The sequence below is a fragment of the Micromonospora craniellae genome (assembly GCF_014764405.1).
Taxonomy (GTDB): domain Bacteria; phylum Actinomycetota; class Actinomycetes; order Mycobacteriales; family Micromonosporaceae; genus Micromonospora; species Micromonospora craniellae.
The window spans coordinates 6183548-6200811 of the sequence record NZ_CP061725.1 but is presented as its reverse complement, the minus strand read 5'-3'; the positions used below and the strand labels follow the sequence as shown (position 1 = coordinate 6200811).

Here is a 17264-nt window from a genome sequence, read left to right as displayed (position 1 = left end):
CACAACCCATCACGGAGGAACACATCATGAGGTTGCTCTTCTCCAGTCTGCCGGCGCACGACCACCTGCTGGAGCTGATCCCGGTCGCGGAGGCCGCGAAGCGCTGCGGCCACGACGTCGCCATCGCCGTGTCGGGGCGCTTCGCCGCCACCGTCGAGGCGCTCGGCATCGAGCACATCACCGCCGGCCCGGACTGGGTCGGCGACTTCCTCGACAGCCTCGACGGTGACGTCCTCCCCGAGGAGATGGAGGACTTCACCCAGAACTTCATGGCCGAGCTGTTCTGCGGAGAGGCGTCGGTCGCGATGGGCAAGGACGTCGCCCGGGCGATCGCGGACTGGAATCCCGACATCGTGCTGCGCGACACCGGCGAACTCGGCGGGTACCTCGCTGCCGAGCAGGCCGGACTGCCGCACGTCACCGTCGGCGTCCTCGACTTCAACGGGATGATGCTCGGCAAGGGCGTCGTCGCCGCGCTCGACCGCCGCCGCCGGCAGTTCGGACTGCCGCCGGACCCGGACGGCCTCCGCCAGTACGCGTACGGCCACCTCAACATGCTGTCCCCGATCTTCGCGCCGGAAGAGCTCGAACTGCCCCACGTGTTCACCGTCCGGGTCGACGGGGTCCGTCGTGGCGAGGTGCTGCCGGCCTGGGTCGGTGACCTCGTCGACGACAGGCGCCCGCTCGTGTACGCCAGTTTCGGCACGGCGGCGTCGACGATCCCCTCCTACGGGCCGCCGCTGGCCAAGGTGATCGCCGGCATGGGCGCCGTCGACGCCAACGTCATCGTCTCGACGGGCAAGGGCCTGGACTGGCACGGCAAGGAGATCATCGAAGGGGTCCCGGTCCCCGAGAACGTCCGCGTCGTCGAGTGGGTGCCTCAGGCGCTGCTCATGCGCTCCATCGACATGCTGCTCACCCACGCGGGCCCGGCCACCGCCCGCCAGGCGATCGTCAACGGCGTCCCCGTCGTGGCGGTACCCCTCCTCTTCGACGCCTTCGAGATCGCCAACCGCTTCGAGCAGCACGGCATGGGCGTGCAGTTGGACTGGACGACCTTCACTCCGGAGGACGTCGCGGCGGCGACGAACACTGTCCTCAACGATCCGGCGTACCGGCGGGCGGCACGGCGACTGCAGGCCAAGACGCTGACGGTGCCACCGATCGACGACGCCGCGGTCGGGTTCCTCGAGCGGATCCACGCCGAGAACGCGCACCGATGACCAGCGCCGCCGATCGGTTGCGGTCGCGCATCACGGCCCGGATGGAACTCACCGACGAACGGCTCGACCGTCGGCTCGCCCTGTTCACCCCGGTCGACGACGCCGTCGGCGACCTCGTCTCCGCCATCGGCCGCGAGTTCGCGCAGGGCTTCAACGACACGCTGCGGACGTACGATCCGGCAGTGGTGAGCGCGCGGGTCGACGCGATGGAGGACGACTACCTCGCGCCCTTCTACGTCGAGGGCGCCGCGATGGCGCTCGCCGCGGGCGGGACGCTGTACCCGGGCAGAGCCCGTACGGCGCATCGCAGCCTTCTCACGACGCTGCCCGGCCACCGGTATCTGATCTTCGCCGGCTGGGGATGGTGGTACGCCGTCCGACCCTTCGCCACGCGCGCGATGAGACGAAGTCCCCTGTGGCGCCAGGACGGCCTGTTCACCGGCCTCGGCATCGACGGCATGGCGTTCGCGACGTGCTTCCTCACGGCCACGCCGCCGCGCTTCGACGCGCCCTGCCCGTTTCCCGAGCCGGAGTATGAGACGCTGTGGTTGCAGGGCTACGGTCGGGCGCTCTGGTTCGTCGCCGGTGGCCGCCCCGAGGTCTTCCGCGACCAGCGCGAACGGCTGGCCCCCCGATCCAGACCGGAGCTGTACGCCGGGCTCGGCCTGGCCACCGCGTTCGCCGGGATGCGCCGGATGCGGTGCGTCCCCGAGGCACCGTCGGAGCAGGAGGCCGAGCGGCGCGCCTTTTTCCAGGGCCTGGCGTTCGGCCTGACCGCGCGCCGAGAAGCGTCACCACGAAGCTTTCAGAGGTTCCTCGACCACCTCGACGCGCCCAGCGCCGGCTGGGTCACCACGGTCACCGATCGGTGCCTACAGCCACCCGAACGGGACACCAGCCTCGACGGCGGCTACGTGTCGTGGCAGCGACGGCTCCGCGACGAGCTCCCACTCCCGGGACGATCAGCATGAGCAAGCCACGGCACGTCTGCGCCATCCGCGACCCGATTCCGGCCTACCGGCAGGGAATCGCCCGCGAACTCGACAACGCCGGCTACGAGACGGCCGAGCCGGGCGACTGCTACGCCTGGATCCGGCGCTTCCGCCATGCGGCCCACCCCACCGAGTACCGTCTCGCGGTGCTTCTCTCCATCCGGAGCCAGGCCGACGTCGACGTGCTCGCGGCGCTCCGCGCCCATGACGACCAGGTGGCGCTGCTCGCGCTGCTGGTGGACCCCACCGTCGACGACTATCGTCGAGCGCTCGATGCCGGCGCATGGGGTGTCGTCGACTATGCGGCGTCACCGGACGAGATCGTGGCGGCGCTCGAAGCGACGTGGGCCGGTGTCGTCCGGCTGCCCAGGGCGGTTGCCGTCGATCTCCTCAGCAGACCCGCAGGGACCGACGGGGACCTTTCGGTGGGTGAGTCCGACGTCATGCGCCTCGCCGCGCTCGCCAGCGGGTGGAGCGTCGAACGCCTCGCCAGCCACGAGAACTTCTCCACCCGGGCGATGTTCCGGCACCTTCAAGAGCTGTACCGCACACTCGGCGTGTCGAACCGACACGAGGCCGTCGTGGTCGCCGCCCGGCACGGCCTCCTCGACGGCTCGATGGAGGCCATGCGTCAGCGTACGGCAGACGACGCGCATCGAAAGCCCGCCACCCGCAACGGCACCTCGGCGAAGGCGGCCCTGGACGAGGCCGCCCACCGCGCAGATCGGCGGCCCGCCGCCACCGCGTCGGCGACCCCCGGCCGCCGCTGAGCCGCACGGCCGGGGTCACGCGGCGGTACGCGCGGCCGGCCGTGGCACCGGTTCCGATCGCGACAGCGGCTCGCCGGCCACCGCGCCCACCAGGCACACCAGCGCGCTACGCGCCTGCATGTTGACCTGGTGACTGTGCACGAGCATGGCGATCACCTCGCTGACCGGACACCACCGGAAGCCCACCGGCGCGTCGCAGTCGTCGACCAGCACGACAAGGTGCCGGCAGCGACTGTGGAGGAAACGACCGCCCTCGTCGGACAGCACCGCGTCGAACAGGACCGCCTCCATCGGGCGGTCGAGCAGGAGGGCCAGCAGGTCCGCTTCCGCCCCGGACCGGGGCGCCTCACCGCCCGCTATCTGCACGGTCGGCCCCAACTCCACGTCGTCGACGAGCCCGGGCTCGGGACATGCCTGCATGAGCAGGTTGAGCTGACCGCCGCGGTCGCAGACGGCGAGGCCCACCACGCCCAGACCGACCGGACGGACCATGGGCTGACACCACGTGTCGACCTCGCGCCCCGCCGCGTCCACACTGACGGCGACGACTTCGAAGCCGGTGCCGTCGTCGCGTCTGAGCGCATCGGCGCTCCGGCCCCAGCCCGCCAGGTCCGGCAGGGCGACGCTGACGGACACGGACGACTGCCTGGCGCGTTCCGCCGAGAGCCAGCGCGCGAGCGGCCTGACGTCGCACCGGGCGGCACCGGACAGGGTTCGGGGCAGGATCGGTATCCGAGCCCCGGCCGCCGCGAAACCGCTGGGCAGCGTCCATGGTGCGCACCCGAGCACGGCACGCGTGTCGGCGTGCACGAGGTCGTCGTCGTGGAGCAACGCCAGCAGGTCGGCGAGTTCGATCCAGCGGAAGCCCACATCCGGCTCGAACCGTGGCGTGCGCACGATCATCACGCGATTCCGCTTCTGCCAGAAGACGCCACCGTGCTCGGACTGCCGCGAGTCGACGATGACGTCGGCCGTCGCGGGGTCGAAGAGGTCGAGATACGGGACCGGCCGGCCGCCGTGCACCCGCTCCCGGTTGCTCCGGGTCGCCTGCACGGTCGGCGACAGTTGGATGCCGTTGATGTTGCCGGGCTCGGCCTTGGCCTGGACGAGTGCCGCGTAGCCTCGGTCGGAGGGTGTCACCGCGATCGCCAGCAGGCCGATCTCCGGCTGGTCGACCATGGGCTGCATCCACGCGCGTCGGCCGTCCTCGGTGCGCACGCTGTGCCCTCGGACGGCGAAGAACCTGCCGCTGCCGTGCGTGAAGGCGGGTTCCGCGACACCGGTGTTCCAGCCCGGTACGGCATCGAGTGGCAGCCTGGACGGACGCGCGTACCGGGTGCGGACCATCCCCTCACGCCACCGTCGGATCTCGTCGAGCAGCGACTGGTCAGCACGCGACTTGATGAGGTGCGACGGGGCGGCCACGCTGCGGCTAGCCAAGCCGCACATCCGGCACGTAACGGATCCACCGGCCGCCCCGGTCGACGAACTGCTGCTCCTTGGCGAGGATCTCCTCGGCGTGATTCCAGGCGAAGAGCAGGAAGGTGTCCGGGTAGTCGGCGAGATCCTGCGGGAACGGCTCGACGGGGATGTGGGAACCGGGAGTCAGTCGGCCCTGCTTCTCGGGTGTGGTGTCGTAGACGACGGGGAGCAGTTCCGGCCCGATGCCGCAGTAGTTCAGGACGGTGGCGCTCTTCGCGGTCGCGGCGTATCCCGCGACGCTTCGACCTGCTGCGCGCTCCCCGTCGAGCACGTCTCGCAGCCGGTCTCGGCGGTCGGCGACCTCGGCCGCGAACGCCGCCAGCCGAGGCAGCTCGTGTGTCCTCTCCCTGCCCTCCTGAGCGATCAGCGCGCCGACGGCGGGCGAGGGGGTCCGCCCGTCACGGGCGAGGGTGTACCGCAGCTCTCCACCGTGGACCTCAAGATGTTCGACGTCCACCAGAGCGAACCCGTGCAGCTCGGCGATGCGCGCGACCGAGGTGGCCGAGAACAGATAGAAGTGCTCGTCGTAGATCTGGTCGAACGAGCCGAGCCGAAGCACGTCGCCGAGATAGGGATCCTCGAAGACGACGATGCCGTCGTCGGCCAACAACGTCTCCAGACCGGTGAAGACGCCGGGTAGATCCGGGATGTGACACATCGTGTTCGCCGCATAGACCACGTCGGCCGGGCCGAATTCATCCCGGACCCGGTCGGCGGTGACGGCGTCGAACCACTCCGCACGGGCATTGACCTTCCGGGCCAGCGCCTCACCCACCATGTTGGCCGCCGGATCGATGCCGAGGTGTCGAATGCCGCGATCGGCGATCGTGGCGAGCATGGTGCCGTCGTTGCTGCCGATCTCGACGACGAAGGGATCCGGTGCGGCCAACCCGGCGACGAGGCGTTCGGCAGTCGCGGCGAAATGGGAGGACATCCGCCTCGACGACGAGGTGCGAAACGGATACTCCTCGTGGAACATCCGCTCGACCGGCACGGGGTCGGCGAGCTGGACGACGTGGCACCCGTGGCACACCACGGCCTTCAGGTGAAGCCAGAACTCATCGGAGACATCGTCGGGACTTCGGAATGCGTCGGACAGCGGTTGCCGGCCCAGATCCAGGAACTGCGTCACCGCGTCGCCACAGGCTCTGCAAGGCATGTAGCGGATGCTAGGCGCTCACCACCGCCGCAGCCTGCCGTCCGGCGTGGATCACGCGGACAGCGTCGTGGCCGTGTCGGTCGGCGTCGTAGGTGCGCCAGGTTTTCTGGCGTGACTCTCGTATCGACTGGCGTGATTCGCCGGCGCCCAGTTCCGCACCGCGCTCCTAGGGTTGCGATTACGAGCGAACCTCCGGCTGAGCCAAAAGCAATCCCACGGTCAAGACGACTCGCACGAAAGGTCAAGTGAGATGATCAAAATCGGTGACATGCTCCTCGAAGAGCTCGACCGCGATCTCCCCAGCGAGATCGCCGACCCGGCCGCCGCCCTGCGGGGCCGCGCCGGCCAGGTGCTCGAGGTGATGACGCCTCGGCGCACCTTCGCCGACGGCAGCCGCGGCTACCACGCGATCGCACAGACCACGATCGAGGTCGTCGCCGGCAAGGACCCCAACGACACGACGATGCCCCGGGAGCGTTTCGAGTTCCCGGAGTCGCCCTGCGTCATCCAGCTCCACGACCCGGTGCTCACGCTCAACGGCGCCCTCCGGCTCGACCTCGAGATCAAGTCCTACCGGGCCGAGGCAACCAGTCAGGTGCTGTTCCCCGGGCAGAAGGTGGCCCTCGGCGTCGGGCGGTCGTTCGACGTCAACCTGCCGCCGTCGGTCGGCCGTCTGGAGATCCCGCTCGGGATCGACTTCGCCGCCGGTGACACGGTGCGCAGCCACCAGATGATCTTCCTGGCCGTCGAGACGCCGATCGGTACGCTGCACAACCCGGACGCGGCGCACATGTTCGCGACGGTCAACAAGGTCCCGCCGATCGGCTTCTCCTACTTCCAGGAGGGCCTCGTTCCGATGGCGAACGCCGACAACGAGGTCGTCGCCATCAAGGTGTTCACCGAGACCGCCCTGCGCCGGGTGGTCACGGACTGACCCGACACCGGGCAGAGGCTCGCTCGCGCTGCCGCCGCACCCACACGTCGGGTGCGGCGGCGCTCGCGGTTGCCCGCCGGAACGCGTACGCAATGAAGCTTGTCATCGCGCGCGGGACGCCGGTCAGGACGATCCCGCCGACGCGACGGGTTGCTTTACCGAAGGTGGCGACACGCGACCACTGTCGACCGGACGACAGACCGAAATGTATGAAACGCTGCTATCGTACACCTTCGCCTACCGCCTTTCGCGGCGCAGGAAATGACATGCAACCAACCTGAAGGGACAGCCCAACGTGCCGAACCTGAAGAGTGTCACGGCGGTTCTGCCCGTCACCGACCACGCCGCTGCTGTCGCCTGGCACAAGCAGTGGATCGGGCGCGACCCCGACGTCGAGCCCCAGGAGGGCGTCGCCGAGTGGCAGATCGCCGACAACGCGTGGATCCAGGTCTCCCTGGACCCGGAGACCTCCGGCAAGACCAATATCGTGATCGGTGTCGACGACATTGACGCCCATGTCGCCAGCCTCCAGAGCGCGGGCGTGCCCACCGGTGAGATTCAGGACTTCGACTTCATCAAGCTGACGGACATCGTGGACCCGGCAGGCAACAAGGTCAACTTCGTGTGGGAGAACCCGAAGTACGAGCCGCCGGCCGAGTAGGCCCAGCAGGCCAACAGCAGTCGACGACCGTAAATGCGCCGGACGTCGAGTCCGGCAGTTGGACCAGGTCGGGGCACCCCGAAGCTGATCGCGTGACGGATCAGCCGACGGGTGCCCCGCGTCGTCCCGGACGATCCGCGTCCGCCTCTTGTGGCGGGTCCGTCGGTGTGCTGATGTGAGCATGTGGGGCATTCGAACCCCACCCCTCACTGGCAGGAGCCGACATGGCAGCAGAAACGTACGGAGAGGGCTACGCCGAACTCTTCGACTTCGTCTACGGCGCCGAGGCGCCCGAATCGATGGTGGCGGCACTCGCCGACCTGGCCGAGGACGGTCCCGTACTCGAACTCGGCGTCGGCACCGGTCGGGTCGCGATTCCCCTCGCCGCTCGCGGCCTCACGGTGACCGGCGTCGACAGCTCGACCTCGATGCTCAGCGCCCTGGCCGGCAAGCCCGGCGGCGACACGGTGCAGACCGCCGTCAGCGAACTGCCGCAGATCGCGGTGGACGGCCGGTACCGGCTCGTCGCGTGCCTCGACAACACCTTCCTGCTGCTGACCACACAGGACGCGCAAACAGAATGCGTCATGAACGCCGCGCAACTCCTGACCGACGACGGCGTGCTGGTGGTCGAGACCTTCGCCCGCGCACCCGGCGATTTCGGGGTGATGCCCGCTCACATCGGTGAGAACGCCACCGTGCTCTGGGCCTACCAGGTGGATCCGCTGTCGCAGCAGTTCCACATCCGCGAGATCATCTATGGCAAGGACCTGACGCATGTCGTTCCGTTCGACGGCCGTGGAGTGTCGCCGGCCGAGCTCGACCTGATGGCGCGTCTTGCCGGGCTGCGGTTGCGCGAGCGGTGGTGCGACTGGGAGCGGACCCCGGTCGAGTCCGACAGCCCGCTCGTCATCTCGGTCTTCGAGAGGTCGGACGGCTGAGTCGATTTCGCCTCGATGAGGCGGTGGTTCACAGACGGGTCAGGACGGCGAGCAGCTCGTCGATCACTCGCGCCTGGTCCGACGCCGACAGGGTCGGATACATCGGCAACGAGAAGACCTCGTTCGCCAGGCGTTCGGTGACCGGGAGTGAGCCGATGTCCTGTCCCAGATGCGCGAACCCGCTCATGGTGTGCACCGGCCACGGATAGCTGATGTTCAGGCCGATCCCGACGGCCTTCATCTGCCGGATGATCTCGTCGCGGGCGGGGTGCCGCACGACGTACAGGTAGTAGACGTGCTCGTTTCCGGGCACCACGGTCGGCAGTCCGAGGTCCGTTCCGGCGAACGCCGCATCGTAGGTGGCCGCGATCGCGCGGCGGGCCGAGATGTACTGCTCCAGCCGCGAGAGCTTCCGGAACAGGATCTCGGCCTGCACCTCGTCGAGGCGACTGTTGAAACCGGGCGTCTCGACGACGTAGTAGCGGTCCTCCATGCCGTAGTACCGAAGTCGCCGTAGAGTGGCGGCCACCTGTTCGTCGTCGGCGATCACGGCGCCGCCGTCGCCGTAGGCGCCGAGCACCTTGGTGGGATAGAACGAGAACGCGGCCGCGTCACCGAACGAGCCGACGATCCGGCCCTCCTGACGGGCCCCGTGCGCCTGGGCGCAGTCTTCGAGGACCGCGAGCCCGGAGTCGTGGGCGACCTGGCGCACCGTCATCATGTCGACCGCCTGCCCGTACAGGTGCACGGGCAGGATGCAGCGAGTGCGCTCGGTGACGGCGTCGGCCAGCTGTGCCACGTCCATCAGTTGCGTCTCGGGCCGTACGTCGACGAAGGTCGGGGTCGCACCGACGGCGTCGATCGCGACGACCGTGGGCGCGGCCGTGTTCGATACCGTGATCACCTCGTCTCCCTGCCCGACACCGAGGCTGCGCAGCGCCAACACCAGCGCGTTCGTGCCGTTGTCGACGCCGACGCAGTGACTCCGGTGATGCATCGCGGCGAACGCCGTCTCGAACGACCGCACGCTCGCCCCGAGCATCAGTTGACCCGATCCGAACACCTTGTCGACAGCCTCGAGCAGGTCTTCGCGTTCCGCCTCGTACTCGGTGAGGTAGCTCCACACGTTGATGCTCATAGCTGGTAAGGCTAGTGCCGCGACCGGTCACGGTGGAGGGTTCACACCGGCTGGTCGGAGGGCGTGAACTCCCGTGGCTCCACCAGCACCAGCCAATTGCCGGAGTTGTCCCGGGCGACGGCCTCCACCCCGTACGGGCGCTCCTCCGGCTCCTGGAGGAACTCCACCCCCTTGGCGCGCAGGTCGTCGAAGGTCTTGCGACAGTCGTCGACATCCAGGCCGATGCCGAACAGGCTGCCCTCGTCCCGCGCCCGACGGAACAACTCGGCCACCTCCGGCGAGAACGGCGGACCGGGCACGGTCAGGTGCACCTGCAACTCGGGCTGGCTCGGATGCGCGACGGTGCACCACCGGAAGCCCTCACTGAGAGTGAGATCAATCTTTTCGACGAACCCCAGGACGTCGATGTAGAAAGCCTTCGCCTCGTCGATGTCCTTGACGAATACGCTGGTCAGCGACACGTTGGTAATCATGGGACCAGGCTAGGACGGGTCCGGGCCCCGTGCCTTCTCCTACCTTGCGGTGTCGCCCAGGCCGGGTGGCGGATCCTGCGCGGTGACACTACGCCGCTCCGCGAGCCCCCACATGAACACGAAGCAGCCCGGGATGCGCGGCGCCCCGGCGCGCGCCCAGCGGGACTGGAACTCGCTCGGTGTCTCACCGACGACCTCACGGAAGCGGCTGCTGAAGGAGCCGAGGCTGGCGAACCCCACAGCGTGGCATACCTCGGTCACCGTGAGGTTGGTGGCCCGCAGCAGATCCTGGGCCCGCTCGATGCGCCGACCGGACAGGTGGGCCGCCGGCGAGACGCCGTACGTGGCGGTGAACAGACGCTGGAAGTGGAACTTGCTGAAACCGGCCACCTCGGCCACGGCTGCCAGGTCCAGTGGCTCGGTGTAGTGGCGGTCCATGTGATCGCGGGCCCGGCGCAGGTGGACCAGCAGGTCGCCCGGAACGCGACGGACAGGGGCACTCATCGTCACCGAGCCTGGGCTTCCGTCACCGCAACCGGCGGGCGGGGAAACGGGACGGCGGGTCGGCGATCGCCTCCTGGGCGGCGATCAGTTGCAGTTCGCGGGTGCCGGCCGCCAGCGTCGCCTCCAGCACCGCGAAGATCGAGGCGGTGGTGCGTTCCAGCGCCGTCGCGGGCGAGCCGGTGCTGCGCAGGTGCGCCAGGTACAACGCGGCCGTGACATCGCCGCCGCCGTTCGGGCTGATCGGCAGCAGCGGCGTGGTCACCGCCCAGGCACCCCCGTCGGAGACGGCCACCACCTCCAGCGAGTCGGCCGGCGCGTCGCCGTGCAGCACGCTGGTGACCAGGACGTGTCGGGGTCCGGTGGCGCGAACCACGTCGGCTGCGCGCAGCACCTCGTCGAGCGAGTCCGTCGACCGGCCGGCGAGGAACTCCAGCTCGAACTGGTTCGGGGTGACGATGTCGGCCCGGGGCACCACCACGTCGCGCAGGTACTCCGGGATGCCCGGCCGGACGAACATGCCCCGGCCGACGTCGCCCATCACCGGGTCGCAGCAGTAGACGGCGTCCGGGTTGGCGGTCTTCACCAGGGCCACCGCGTCGAGGATCACCGCGCCCATCGCCGGGTCGCCCTGGTAGCCGGAGAGGATCGCGTCGGCGTCGCCCAGCACCCCACGGTCGGCGATGCCGGCGATCACCTCGGCGACGTCGGCGGGCGCGAGCAGCGGCCCGCGCCAGGAGCCGTACCCGGTGTGGTTGGAGAAGTGCACCGTCAGCACCGGCCAGACCTCGTGCCCGAGCCGTTGCAGGGGGAAGACGGCAGCGGAGTTGCCGACGTGGCCGTAGGCGACCGAGGACTGGATGGACAGGATCTTCACCCGTCCATCATCGCGCCTACCGTCCCCCGGGACGCCGCAGGGGGGTGGCCTTCGGCCAGGTCACGGCCGTGGCACCGGGCGGGGGGCCGCCGTGCGGCGACCCCCGTCCGGCCGGTCCTACTCGAACAGGGACAGGGTCAGGGTCGAGGTGTACTCACCCGCGGCCACGTCCGCCGGGGTCCGCAGGAACAGGTCCGCGTCCACCGAGTACGCCCCACCCGCGACCGCACCCGAGTCGAACGTCGACACCAGCAACTCCTGGTCGACCAGACCCACGTTGTTACCCGGCTGCGTCGGCTCGTCCAACACCGTCACGACCTCTTCACCCTCACTGACCAGACCACTGTCGTCACCATCGACCAGACGCGGCTTCCACCCCAGGTGCCCGGCACCGATCGGCTCCTGACCCGCACCACCGGTGAAATCCGTGGCACTACCCAACACCGCCCACGCCGCACCCTCAGGCACCTCGTCAGCAGTACGCGTGTCCGTCACCGTCACCGTCGGCAGACCACCCACGAACTGACGCACCAACAACGACGACCCCTCCTCGGTCAACACCACCGAATCACCAGCGACCGACATCGCCAACACACCCGGCTCGACCAACTCCTCGATGTCGACCGTCACGGTCACGTCACCACCGTCACCCGGATCGGCCGACACCGGCGCGGCCACCGCCACCGACCCGACCAGCAACGCCCCGGCGGCACCCGCCGCCAACAAACGCTTCCGACTACCTGTCCTCATCTGCTTCTCCGTTGTCTCTCGTGGTTACTGGGCTTGACGGGGGTCTGCGGCACAGTTGGCGCCGGAGTGGTCCCGGGTCACGACGGTGGTGACGCTCTCACCGTCGACCGAGCCGGTGGCCCGGACCGTGGCGGTACCCGACGGGGCCGACGCGGCCCGCGTGGTGAACTGCTGGAACGCACTCGCACCCGGCGCCACGGCCGACACCGACCGCTGCCCGTACGCGCTCTCCAACACCACATCCACCGGACCGTCATGGTCGTTACGCGCCTGCACCGCCACGTACGCCCTACCAGCCACGCACCGCGCCTGCACGCTGACGGTCACCGGCACCTCGGGTGCGGCGTTCGGGTCGGTCAGCCGCTTGCGGTTGTGGTTGTCGTCCTGACCGTCGGGCTGGTAGCCGCGCTCCACGTTGCCCGCCGCGTCCACCGAGAACCAGTGCACGGTCGTGCCGACCGGGACGGTCAGCGTCTCGCCGCCCTCCCGGATGCCCGCCGAGCCGTAGAGGGTGGACTCGAACGTGGGCCGGCTGCCGTCGAGGGTGTAGAACACCGCCGCCGGTTCGCTGGTGGAGAACGTCACGTCGACCGAGCCCTCGGTGGCGCTGGTGGCCACCTCGACGGAGCTGGCCGGGGCCTGCTCGTCGGTGTCGAGGTCACGGGCCACCCGCAGCATCTCGACCAGGCCGTTGGAGAACTCCATCGTCTCCTCACGGGCCGAACTCCAGGCCGGTTGGAAGGAGGTGCCCACCTCGAAGTTCCAGGCGTAGATGCCGTACTTGTACCAGAGCATGTCACCGGAGTTGCCGGCCGCCGAGTAGAGCACGTCAGCGATCGGGCCGGTGCGGGCCGGGGTGACGGCCAGGTTACGGTGCCGCTTGATGGCGGTCAGGATCCGTGACGACGCACCCCAGAACAGCGACTCCTCGGCCAGCGTCGGACGCGGGGCGGAGACCCGGCCCGGGGTGGCGTACGAGCCGGGCGACCACATGAAGTAGTTGCCCGAGGAGTGCAGGTTCATCGAGAACTTGACGTTCGGCCGGGAGGCCAGCCAGTCCACGTTGCGGCTCTCCGGCTCGGACAGCTCGTCAGGCCCGGCGTACGTGCCGCTGGTGCAGTTCGTCGACGCGCCCGAGTAGCCGTCGAAGAGGCTGTACTCGGTGTAGTTACGGTTGTTGTCCACACCCCAGGAGGTCCGGCCGAGGAAGTCCCCGGAGGTCTCCGGCGTGCAGTGGTTGGTCATGTTCTTGCGTTGCGAGTTGAAGTCGTAGAACGAGTAGTGCCCGCCGTCCGGGTTGATCGAGGGCGCGATCCAGATGTCGAGGTTGTCCACCAGCTCGCGGGTGTCGGCGTCGTGCGCGTAGTTGCGCAGCAACCGCTCGGCGGTCTCGATGGTCACCAACGGGGGCACCCATTCCCGCGCGTGTTCCTGGGCGTAGGCGAGCACGCCCATCTTGGAGCCGTCGCGGTGCTTGCCGATACGGATGGCGTACACCGCGTGCGGGTCACGGGAGACCGTCTCCGGCGCGGACAGGCCGTCGGAGAGCGCGGTCGGCGCGGCCGGCGCGACCACGCCGGCGCCCGCGTTGCCCCGGTAGGTGTACGCGGTGAGCAGCGTTCCCGCCTGGGCGTTGAGTGCGGCGGCGACCTCGGCGGCGGTGCTGGTGACGGTACCTGCGGCGTCGGTGGCGAGGCCGACGCGGACCTGGTTGCCGGTCACGGTCACCGTCAGCGACGCACCGGTGGTGCCCGGGTCGGCCAGTTCGACGGTGATGTCGTTGCCGCCCTGGTGTCCCCAGGCCGCCGAGTCGACGCCGACCCGGCTGGCGTTGGCGGTGCCGAGCACGGCCTGCGCCTTGCGCCGGTAGCCGTTGGTCTTGTGCGGCAGCTCGACGATCTCGGAGATCTCCGGGTACTGCGCGGACACGGACCTGATCCGGTCGTAGAGCTCGGTGGGGGTCAGGTAGCTGGTGACGAAGTCCTTCTGATAGCCCGGCCCCTCCGGGTCGGTGTCCGGGACGGGCAGCCACTCGTGCACCTTGGCCACCGCCGTGTCACCGGTCGGGCTGGTGATCCGTACGTAGTCGGGGCGGCTGGTCACCTGCGCCGCACCCCGGTGGTAGAGGTACACCCCGGCGTCGACGAACCGGGTGATGTTCTGGGTGCCGCCGGAGCCGAACTCGGTGCCCGGCCCGCTGTCCCGCTCGACGGTCAGCGCGGTGGCGGCGTTCTGCCCCTGGGCCCATTTCGCCTCCACCGACAGCACCTGCGTGGTGCCCGAGGTGTAGTAGTCGGCGCGGATGATCTTGACATCCGAGGCGACGGACCGGGCGGCGACCGCGGCACCGGAGAACTCCCGGTTGTCGGCCAGGTGTGCGGCGATGGTCGCCTCCCGCTCGGCGATCCGGTCCTGCGCGTCCTCCTCGGTGTGCAGCACCTTGCCGAAGGTGAAGCCGGCCCGGGTCAGCGTGGCTGCCTCGTTGCCGCTCACCACGGCGTGCACCACGATGCCGTCGGCGGTGTGGTGGATGTGGTGGTCGAGATCGACGCCGGTGGCCAGCAGGGCGTCCAGCTCGGTGGTGTCGGCCACCACCATCTCGATCACGCTGGTCTGCTCGTCGGCCAGCCGGCCGAGGTCGGCGGGGGTCTCGGCGCTCGGCGCGGCGGTCTGCAGCACCACGGCCGAGGCCGGGCTGACCAGCAGCAGCACGGCCGTACCGGCGGCCAGCACGGTGGGGAAGGGTATCCGGTGTCGCCATCGGGAACGGGTACGGAGTTCCGACATGAGGCTCGTGGCCCCTTCTCGGCGTGCGGTGGGGGTGTGGGGGTTAGCACCTCGCCCCGGATGCCTCAGCTCCCCGTGGCATCGGACAAGGGCGTCTGATGTGGACACCGCCCGCATCGCCGATTACGCGGCGCCACACATCGAGAGGTAGGAGTGTTCAGGTTGCGGACCACTCTCACCTGACGAAGGTCACCTGTCAATCGTCCCGAAGTATGGACGGCAGCCCCGCATCACCCCGGCCGAGCAGGGCCGCCGCGCTCGACCCACCGTTGCGGGAGGGCCGAACGCGGCATCCTGCCGGCTTCCGGATTACGGAAGGCGGTAGGCGAGGGTGTACGAGACCAACGTCTCGCACGTTTCCGGGGTGTCCCTCGGATCGCAGTGGGCGCGCGTCGCCACCACCGTAAAGCTACCGGTCACACCCGTGAGCTTGCCGTAACCCGTGCCCGGCGTGATGTCGAAGTTCATCGTGAACGTGCCGTCGGCGCTCTGCTTGCCCTCCGACTCGAAGATGAAGCCGCCCTCCAGGCCGTCCAGCGTGCCGGCGAAGGCTCCGGCACTGTCGATGCTGCCGTTACCCTCCCGGTCGAGGATCTGGAACTCGATGTCCTCGGTCTCACCCACGAGTCCGCCCACATACTTCATGCCGTACATGACACGCCACACCGAATGCCCCGCCGGCGTGACCTTGACCGGCTCGAAGGCCACGTGGCGCGGATACAGGTCGCCGGTCACCACCTTGTACGCGCCGGGCGATCCCGGCGGGACCGTGGGAACAGGCCGGACGAGTCGCTCGCGCGCAGCCGCGGATGTCGACCGCGCCGCCTCCGACGACGTGGCGCCACCATCAGCAAAGCGCAACTGCAACACAGGCGGCACAGACGACGTGGCCACCCTGGCCGTGTCGGCGGTCCTGGCGGCCGGCGCGGCGGCCTGCGGCACGATGGCTGCGGCCGGGCTGACCAGCAGCACCGCCGCGCCGGCTGCCAATACGGCGGAGACGGAAATCCGGCGTCGCCACGGGGAACGGGTACGGAACTCGGACATGAGGCTTATGGCCCCTTCTCGGCGCGCGGCAGGTGATGGGGGTGGGCTTCGCACCGCGCCTCGACCGCTTCGGCTCGCTGGCAGCGGCCAGCACGGAGCGTCCGGAGTGGACGCCGCCCGCGTCACCGATTGCGCAGCGTCACACCGCGAATGTGGAGGGTAATCGATTGCGCACAACTTTCACCTGACAAGCGACGTGTGTCAATCCTCTCAAGGTGCGGACTTGCACAGAGACCGCCCTGACGACGTCACAGACCCATTGCTGTGGCGGCTCGGTCTGGACATCGCCGACGCACACGCGCCGGCCGAGGACGGCGGCTGTGCCCACCTGCTCTGCGCCGGCCAGGAGTGGCCGTGTGCGCCGTGGCAGCAGGCCCAACGCGCGCTCAGCCTGGCCCGGGGTGGCTCGGCGGACGCGCCACAGGCACCCGCGCGGCAGACCGGATGGTCGACGTCGCCGGCACTGCCGAGTCGGGCGACGGAGCATGGGCGCCGCGATTCCGCCGCCTGAGCAGAGAGTCAGGCCGGCTCGCCCGCTGACGCCACCCGCTCCCCCGCGCCACCTCACGGTACGCGGCGACCGCCTACGCGTCGGGGCGGCAGACGGTCAGGGCGGCGGGCACGGCCCGGACCTTCAGCCGCTTCGTCCGCGACCGGGCGCCCCCGTCCAGCTCGTACGTCTTCGCCTCGGCGAAGCGGACTTTGATCTTGCGGCCCCGGGTGATCCGGACGAACTTCGAGTCCTCGGAGCGGCCGGTGGCCATCTTGCCCAGCGTACGCGCCCAGTCGACGGCACCACCGGCGGTGGAGACACCGACCTCCAGCGAACCGTTGTCCGGTCGGGCGTCGTCGAACGCGGGTATGCCGCCGGTGATGGTGCCGACGTTGCCGAACAGCACGCAGCTCGCGTCGCCCTCGAACCAGAGATCGCCGTCGACGGTGATCCGGGTCCGGGTCAGTTCCCCGCGGACGTGCCGCAGGCCGGTCCACACGTAGGCGAGCCGGCCGAGGCGACCCTTCATGTCCCGGTCCGCCTCCCGGATGAGGTCGCCGTCAAACCCGGCGCCGGCCATCACCGCGAAGTGTTCCCCGTTGAGTCTGCCCAGGTCCAGACGGGTACGCCGGCCGTGCAGGCCGATCCGGACCGCCTCCGACAGGTCCTCCGGGATGTCGAGGTTGCCGGCGAAGAGGTTGGCGGTGCCGGCCGGCAGGATGGCCATCGGTGCGTCCGTGCCGGCGAGGGTGTCGGCGCACCGCTGCACCATCCCGTCGCCACCCCAGACGAAGACCAGCTCGGCACCCCGGTCGAGAGCCTTGCGCACCTTCTTCGGCGCCTTGCGGCTCTTGGGCACCTCGTACCAGAGCAGGTCCCGCACCCCCGCGCCGACCAGCGCGGCGCGCAACTCGTCCAGGCCACCGCCCAGCGTCTTCTTCCGATGGGCCACGACCGCCACGGTGCCGACCGCCAGGTCGGGCGACGGAGGCCGGTCCGGGTCCACCACCACACTCGCGCTCATGACCGCCGCAAT

Annotated in this window: 17 protein-coding genes; 7 read left to right on the top strand and 10 right to left on the bottom strand. The window is 69.6% G+C overall.

Annotation, left to right across the window (positions count from 1 at the left end; genetic code table 11):
- Positions 1–26: 26 nt before the first annotated feature.
- Genes ID554_RS28115 through ID554_RS28105 form a run of 3 tightly spaced genes read left to right on the top strand, consistent with a single transcriptional unit; the run spans position 27 to position 2985 of the window.
- Entirely contained in the window at positions 27–1223 is a 1197-nt protein-coding gene (locus tag ID554_RS28115; protein ID WP_147333567.1) for a glycosyltransferase, read from the top strand.
- Positions 1220–2194, top strand: coding sequence for a DUF1702 family protein (locus tag ID554_RS28110; protein ID WP_117230611.1), 975 nt, complete (start codon positions 1220–1222; stop codon positions 2192–2194). The genes ID554_RS28115 and ID554_RS28110 overlap by 4 nt, the downstream gene beginning before the upstream one ends.
- A complete protein-coding gene (locus ID554_RS28105) occupies positions 2191–2985 on the top strand; it encodes a response regulator transcription factor (protein WP_117230610.1) in 795 nt (264 codons plus the stop codon). The genes ID554_RS28110 and ID554_RS28105 overlap by 4 nt, the downstream gene beginning before the upstream one ends.
- 15 nt (positions 2986–3000) lie before the next feature.
- On the opposite strand, the gene ID554_RS28100 is transcribed toward ID554_RS28105, so the two are convergent.
- Both ID554_RS28100 and ID554_RS28095 read right to left on the bottom strand, forming a co-directional pair.
- Entirely contained in the window at positions 3001–4425 is a 1425-nt protein-coding gene (locus ID554_RS28100; protein ID WP_158573824.1) for an NDP-hexose 2,3-dehydratase family protein, read from the bottom strand.
- Positions 4418–5626: a class I SAM-dependent methyltransferase gene (locus tag ID554_RS28095; protein WP_117230608.1), complete on the bottom strand. Its 1209-nt coding sequence runs from the start codon at positions 5624–5626 to the stop codon at positions 4418–4420. Before ID554_RS28095 ends, ID554_RS28100 begins: the two co-directional genes overlap by 8 nt.
- A 268-nt stretch (positions 5627–5894) precedes the next feature.
- Between ID554_RS28095 and ID554_RS28090 the strand changes: the two genes are divergently transcribed.
- From ID554_RS28090 to ID554_RS28080, 3 genes are all read left to right on the top strand, one after another.
- Positions 5895–6560, top strand: coding sequence for a hypothetical protein (locus ID554_RS28090; RefSeq protein ID WP_191088645.1), 666 nt, complete (start codon positions 5895–5897; stop codon positions 6558–6560).
- 295 nt (positions 6561–6855) lie between these two features.
- On the top strand, positions 6856–7221 hold the full coding sequence (locus ID554_RS28085; protein WP_117230606.1) for a VOC family protein: 366 nt from the start codon (positions 6856–6858) through the stop codon (positions 7219–7221).
- Between the two features lie 224 nt (positions 7222–7445).
- Entirely contained in the window at positions 7446–8162 is a 717-nt protein-coding gene (locus ID554_RS28080) for a class I SAM-dependent DNA methyltransferase (protein ID WP_117230605.1), read from the top strand.
- 28 nt (positions 8163–8190) lie between these two features.
- Here the strand turns inward: ID554_RS28080 and ID554_RS28075 are convergent, their stop codons facing one another.
- The 7 genes from ID554_RS28075 to ID554_RS28045 form a co-directional block, all read right to left on the bottom strand.
- Positions 8191–9300, bottom strand: a complete 1110-nt coding sequence (locus ID554_RS28075) for a DegT/DnrJ/EryC1/StrS family aminotransferase (RefSeq protein WP_117230604.1) — start codon at positions 9298–9300, stop codon at positions 8191–8193.
- 41 nt (positions 9301–9341) lie between these two features.
- Positions 9342–9773: a VOC family protein gene (locus ID554_RS28070; RefSeq protein ID WP_117230603.1), complete on the bottom strand. Its 432-nt coding sequence runs from the start codon at positions 9771–9773 to the stop codon at positions 9342–9344.
- 39 nt (positions 9774–9812) lie between these two features.
- A complete protein-coding gene (locus ID554_RS28065; protein ID WP_117230602.1) occupies positions 9813–10277 on the bottom strand; it encodes a helix-turn-helix transcriptional regulator in 465 nt (154 codons plus the stop codon).
- 22 nt (positions 10278–10299) lie between these two features.
- Entirely contained in the window at positions 10300–11151 is an 852-nt protein-coding gene (gene pdxY, locus ID554_RS28060; RefSeq protein WP_117230601.1) for a pyridoxal kinase PdxY, read from the bottom strand.
- Between the two features lie 117 nt (positions 11152–11268).
- Positions 11269–11901: a hypothetical protein gene (locus tag ID554_RS28055; RefSeq protein WP_191088644.1), complete on the bottom strand. Its 633-nt coding sequence runs from the start codon at positions 11899–11901 to the stop codon at positions 11269–11271.
- A 24-nt stretch (positions 11902–11925) separates the two neighbouring features.
- Positions 11926–14688, bottom strand: coding sequence for a M14 family metallopeptidase (locus tag ID554_RS28050; protein WP_191088643.1), 2763 nt, complete (start codon positions 14686–14688; stop codon positions 11926–11928).
- A gap of 309 nt (positions 14689–14997) precedes the next feature.
- A complete protein-coding gene (locus ID554_RS28045) occupies positions 14998–15660 on the bottom strand; it encodes a DUF3224 domain-containing protein (RefSeq protein ID WP_158573718.1) in 663 nt (220 codons plus the stop codon).
- Between the two features lie 298 nt (positions 15661–15958).
- On the opposite strand from ID554_RS28045, the gene ID554_RS28040 reads away from it, so the two are divergent.
- The gene (locus ID554_RS28040; protein WP_223884303.1) at positions 15959–16246 is read left to right on the top strand and encodes a hypothetical protein; all 288 of its coding nucleotides are present in this window, start codon (positions 15959–15961) and stop codon (positions 16244–16246) included.
- Positions 16247–16319: 73 nt separating this feature from the next.
- Here ID554_RS28040 and ID554_RS28035 read toward each other — a convergent pair whose 3' ends face one another.
- Complete coding sequence (locus ID554_RS28035; protein ID WP_117227758.1) at positions 16320–17252, bottom strand: diacylglycerol/lipid kinase family protein; 933 nt, start codon at positions 17250–17252, stop codon at positions 16320–16322.
- Positions 17253–17264 lie beyond the last annotated feature (12 nt).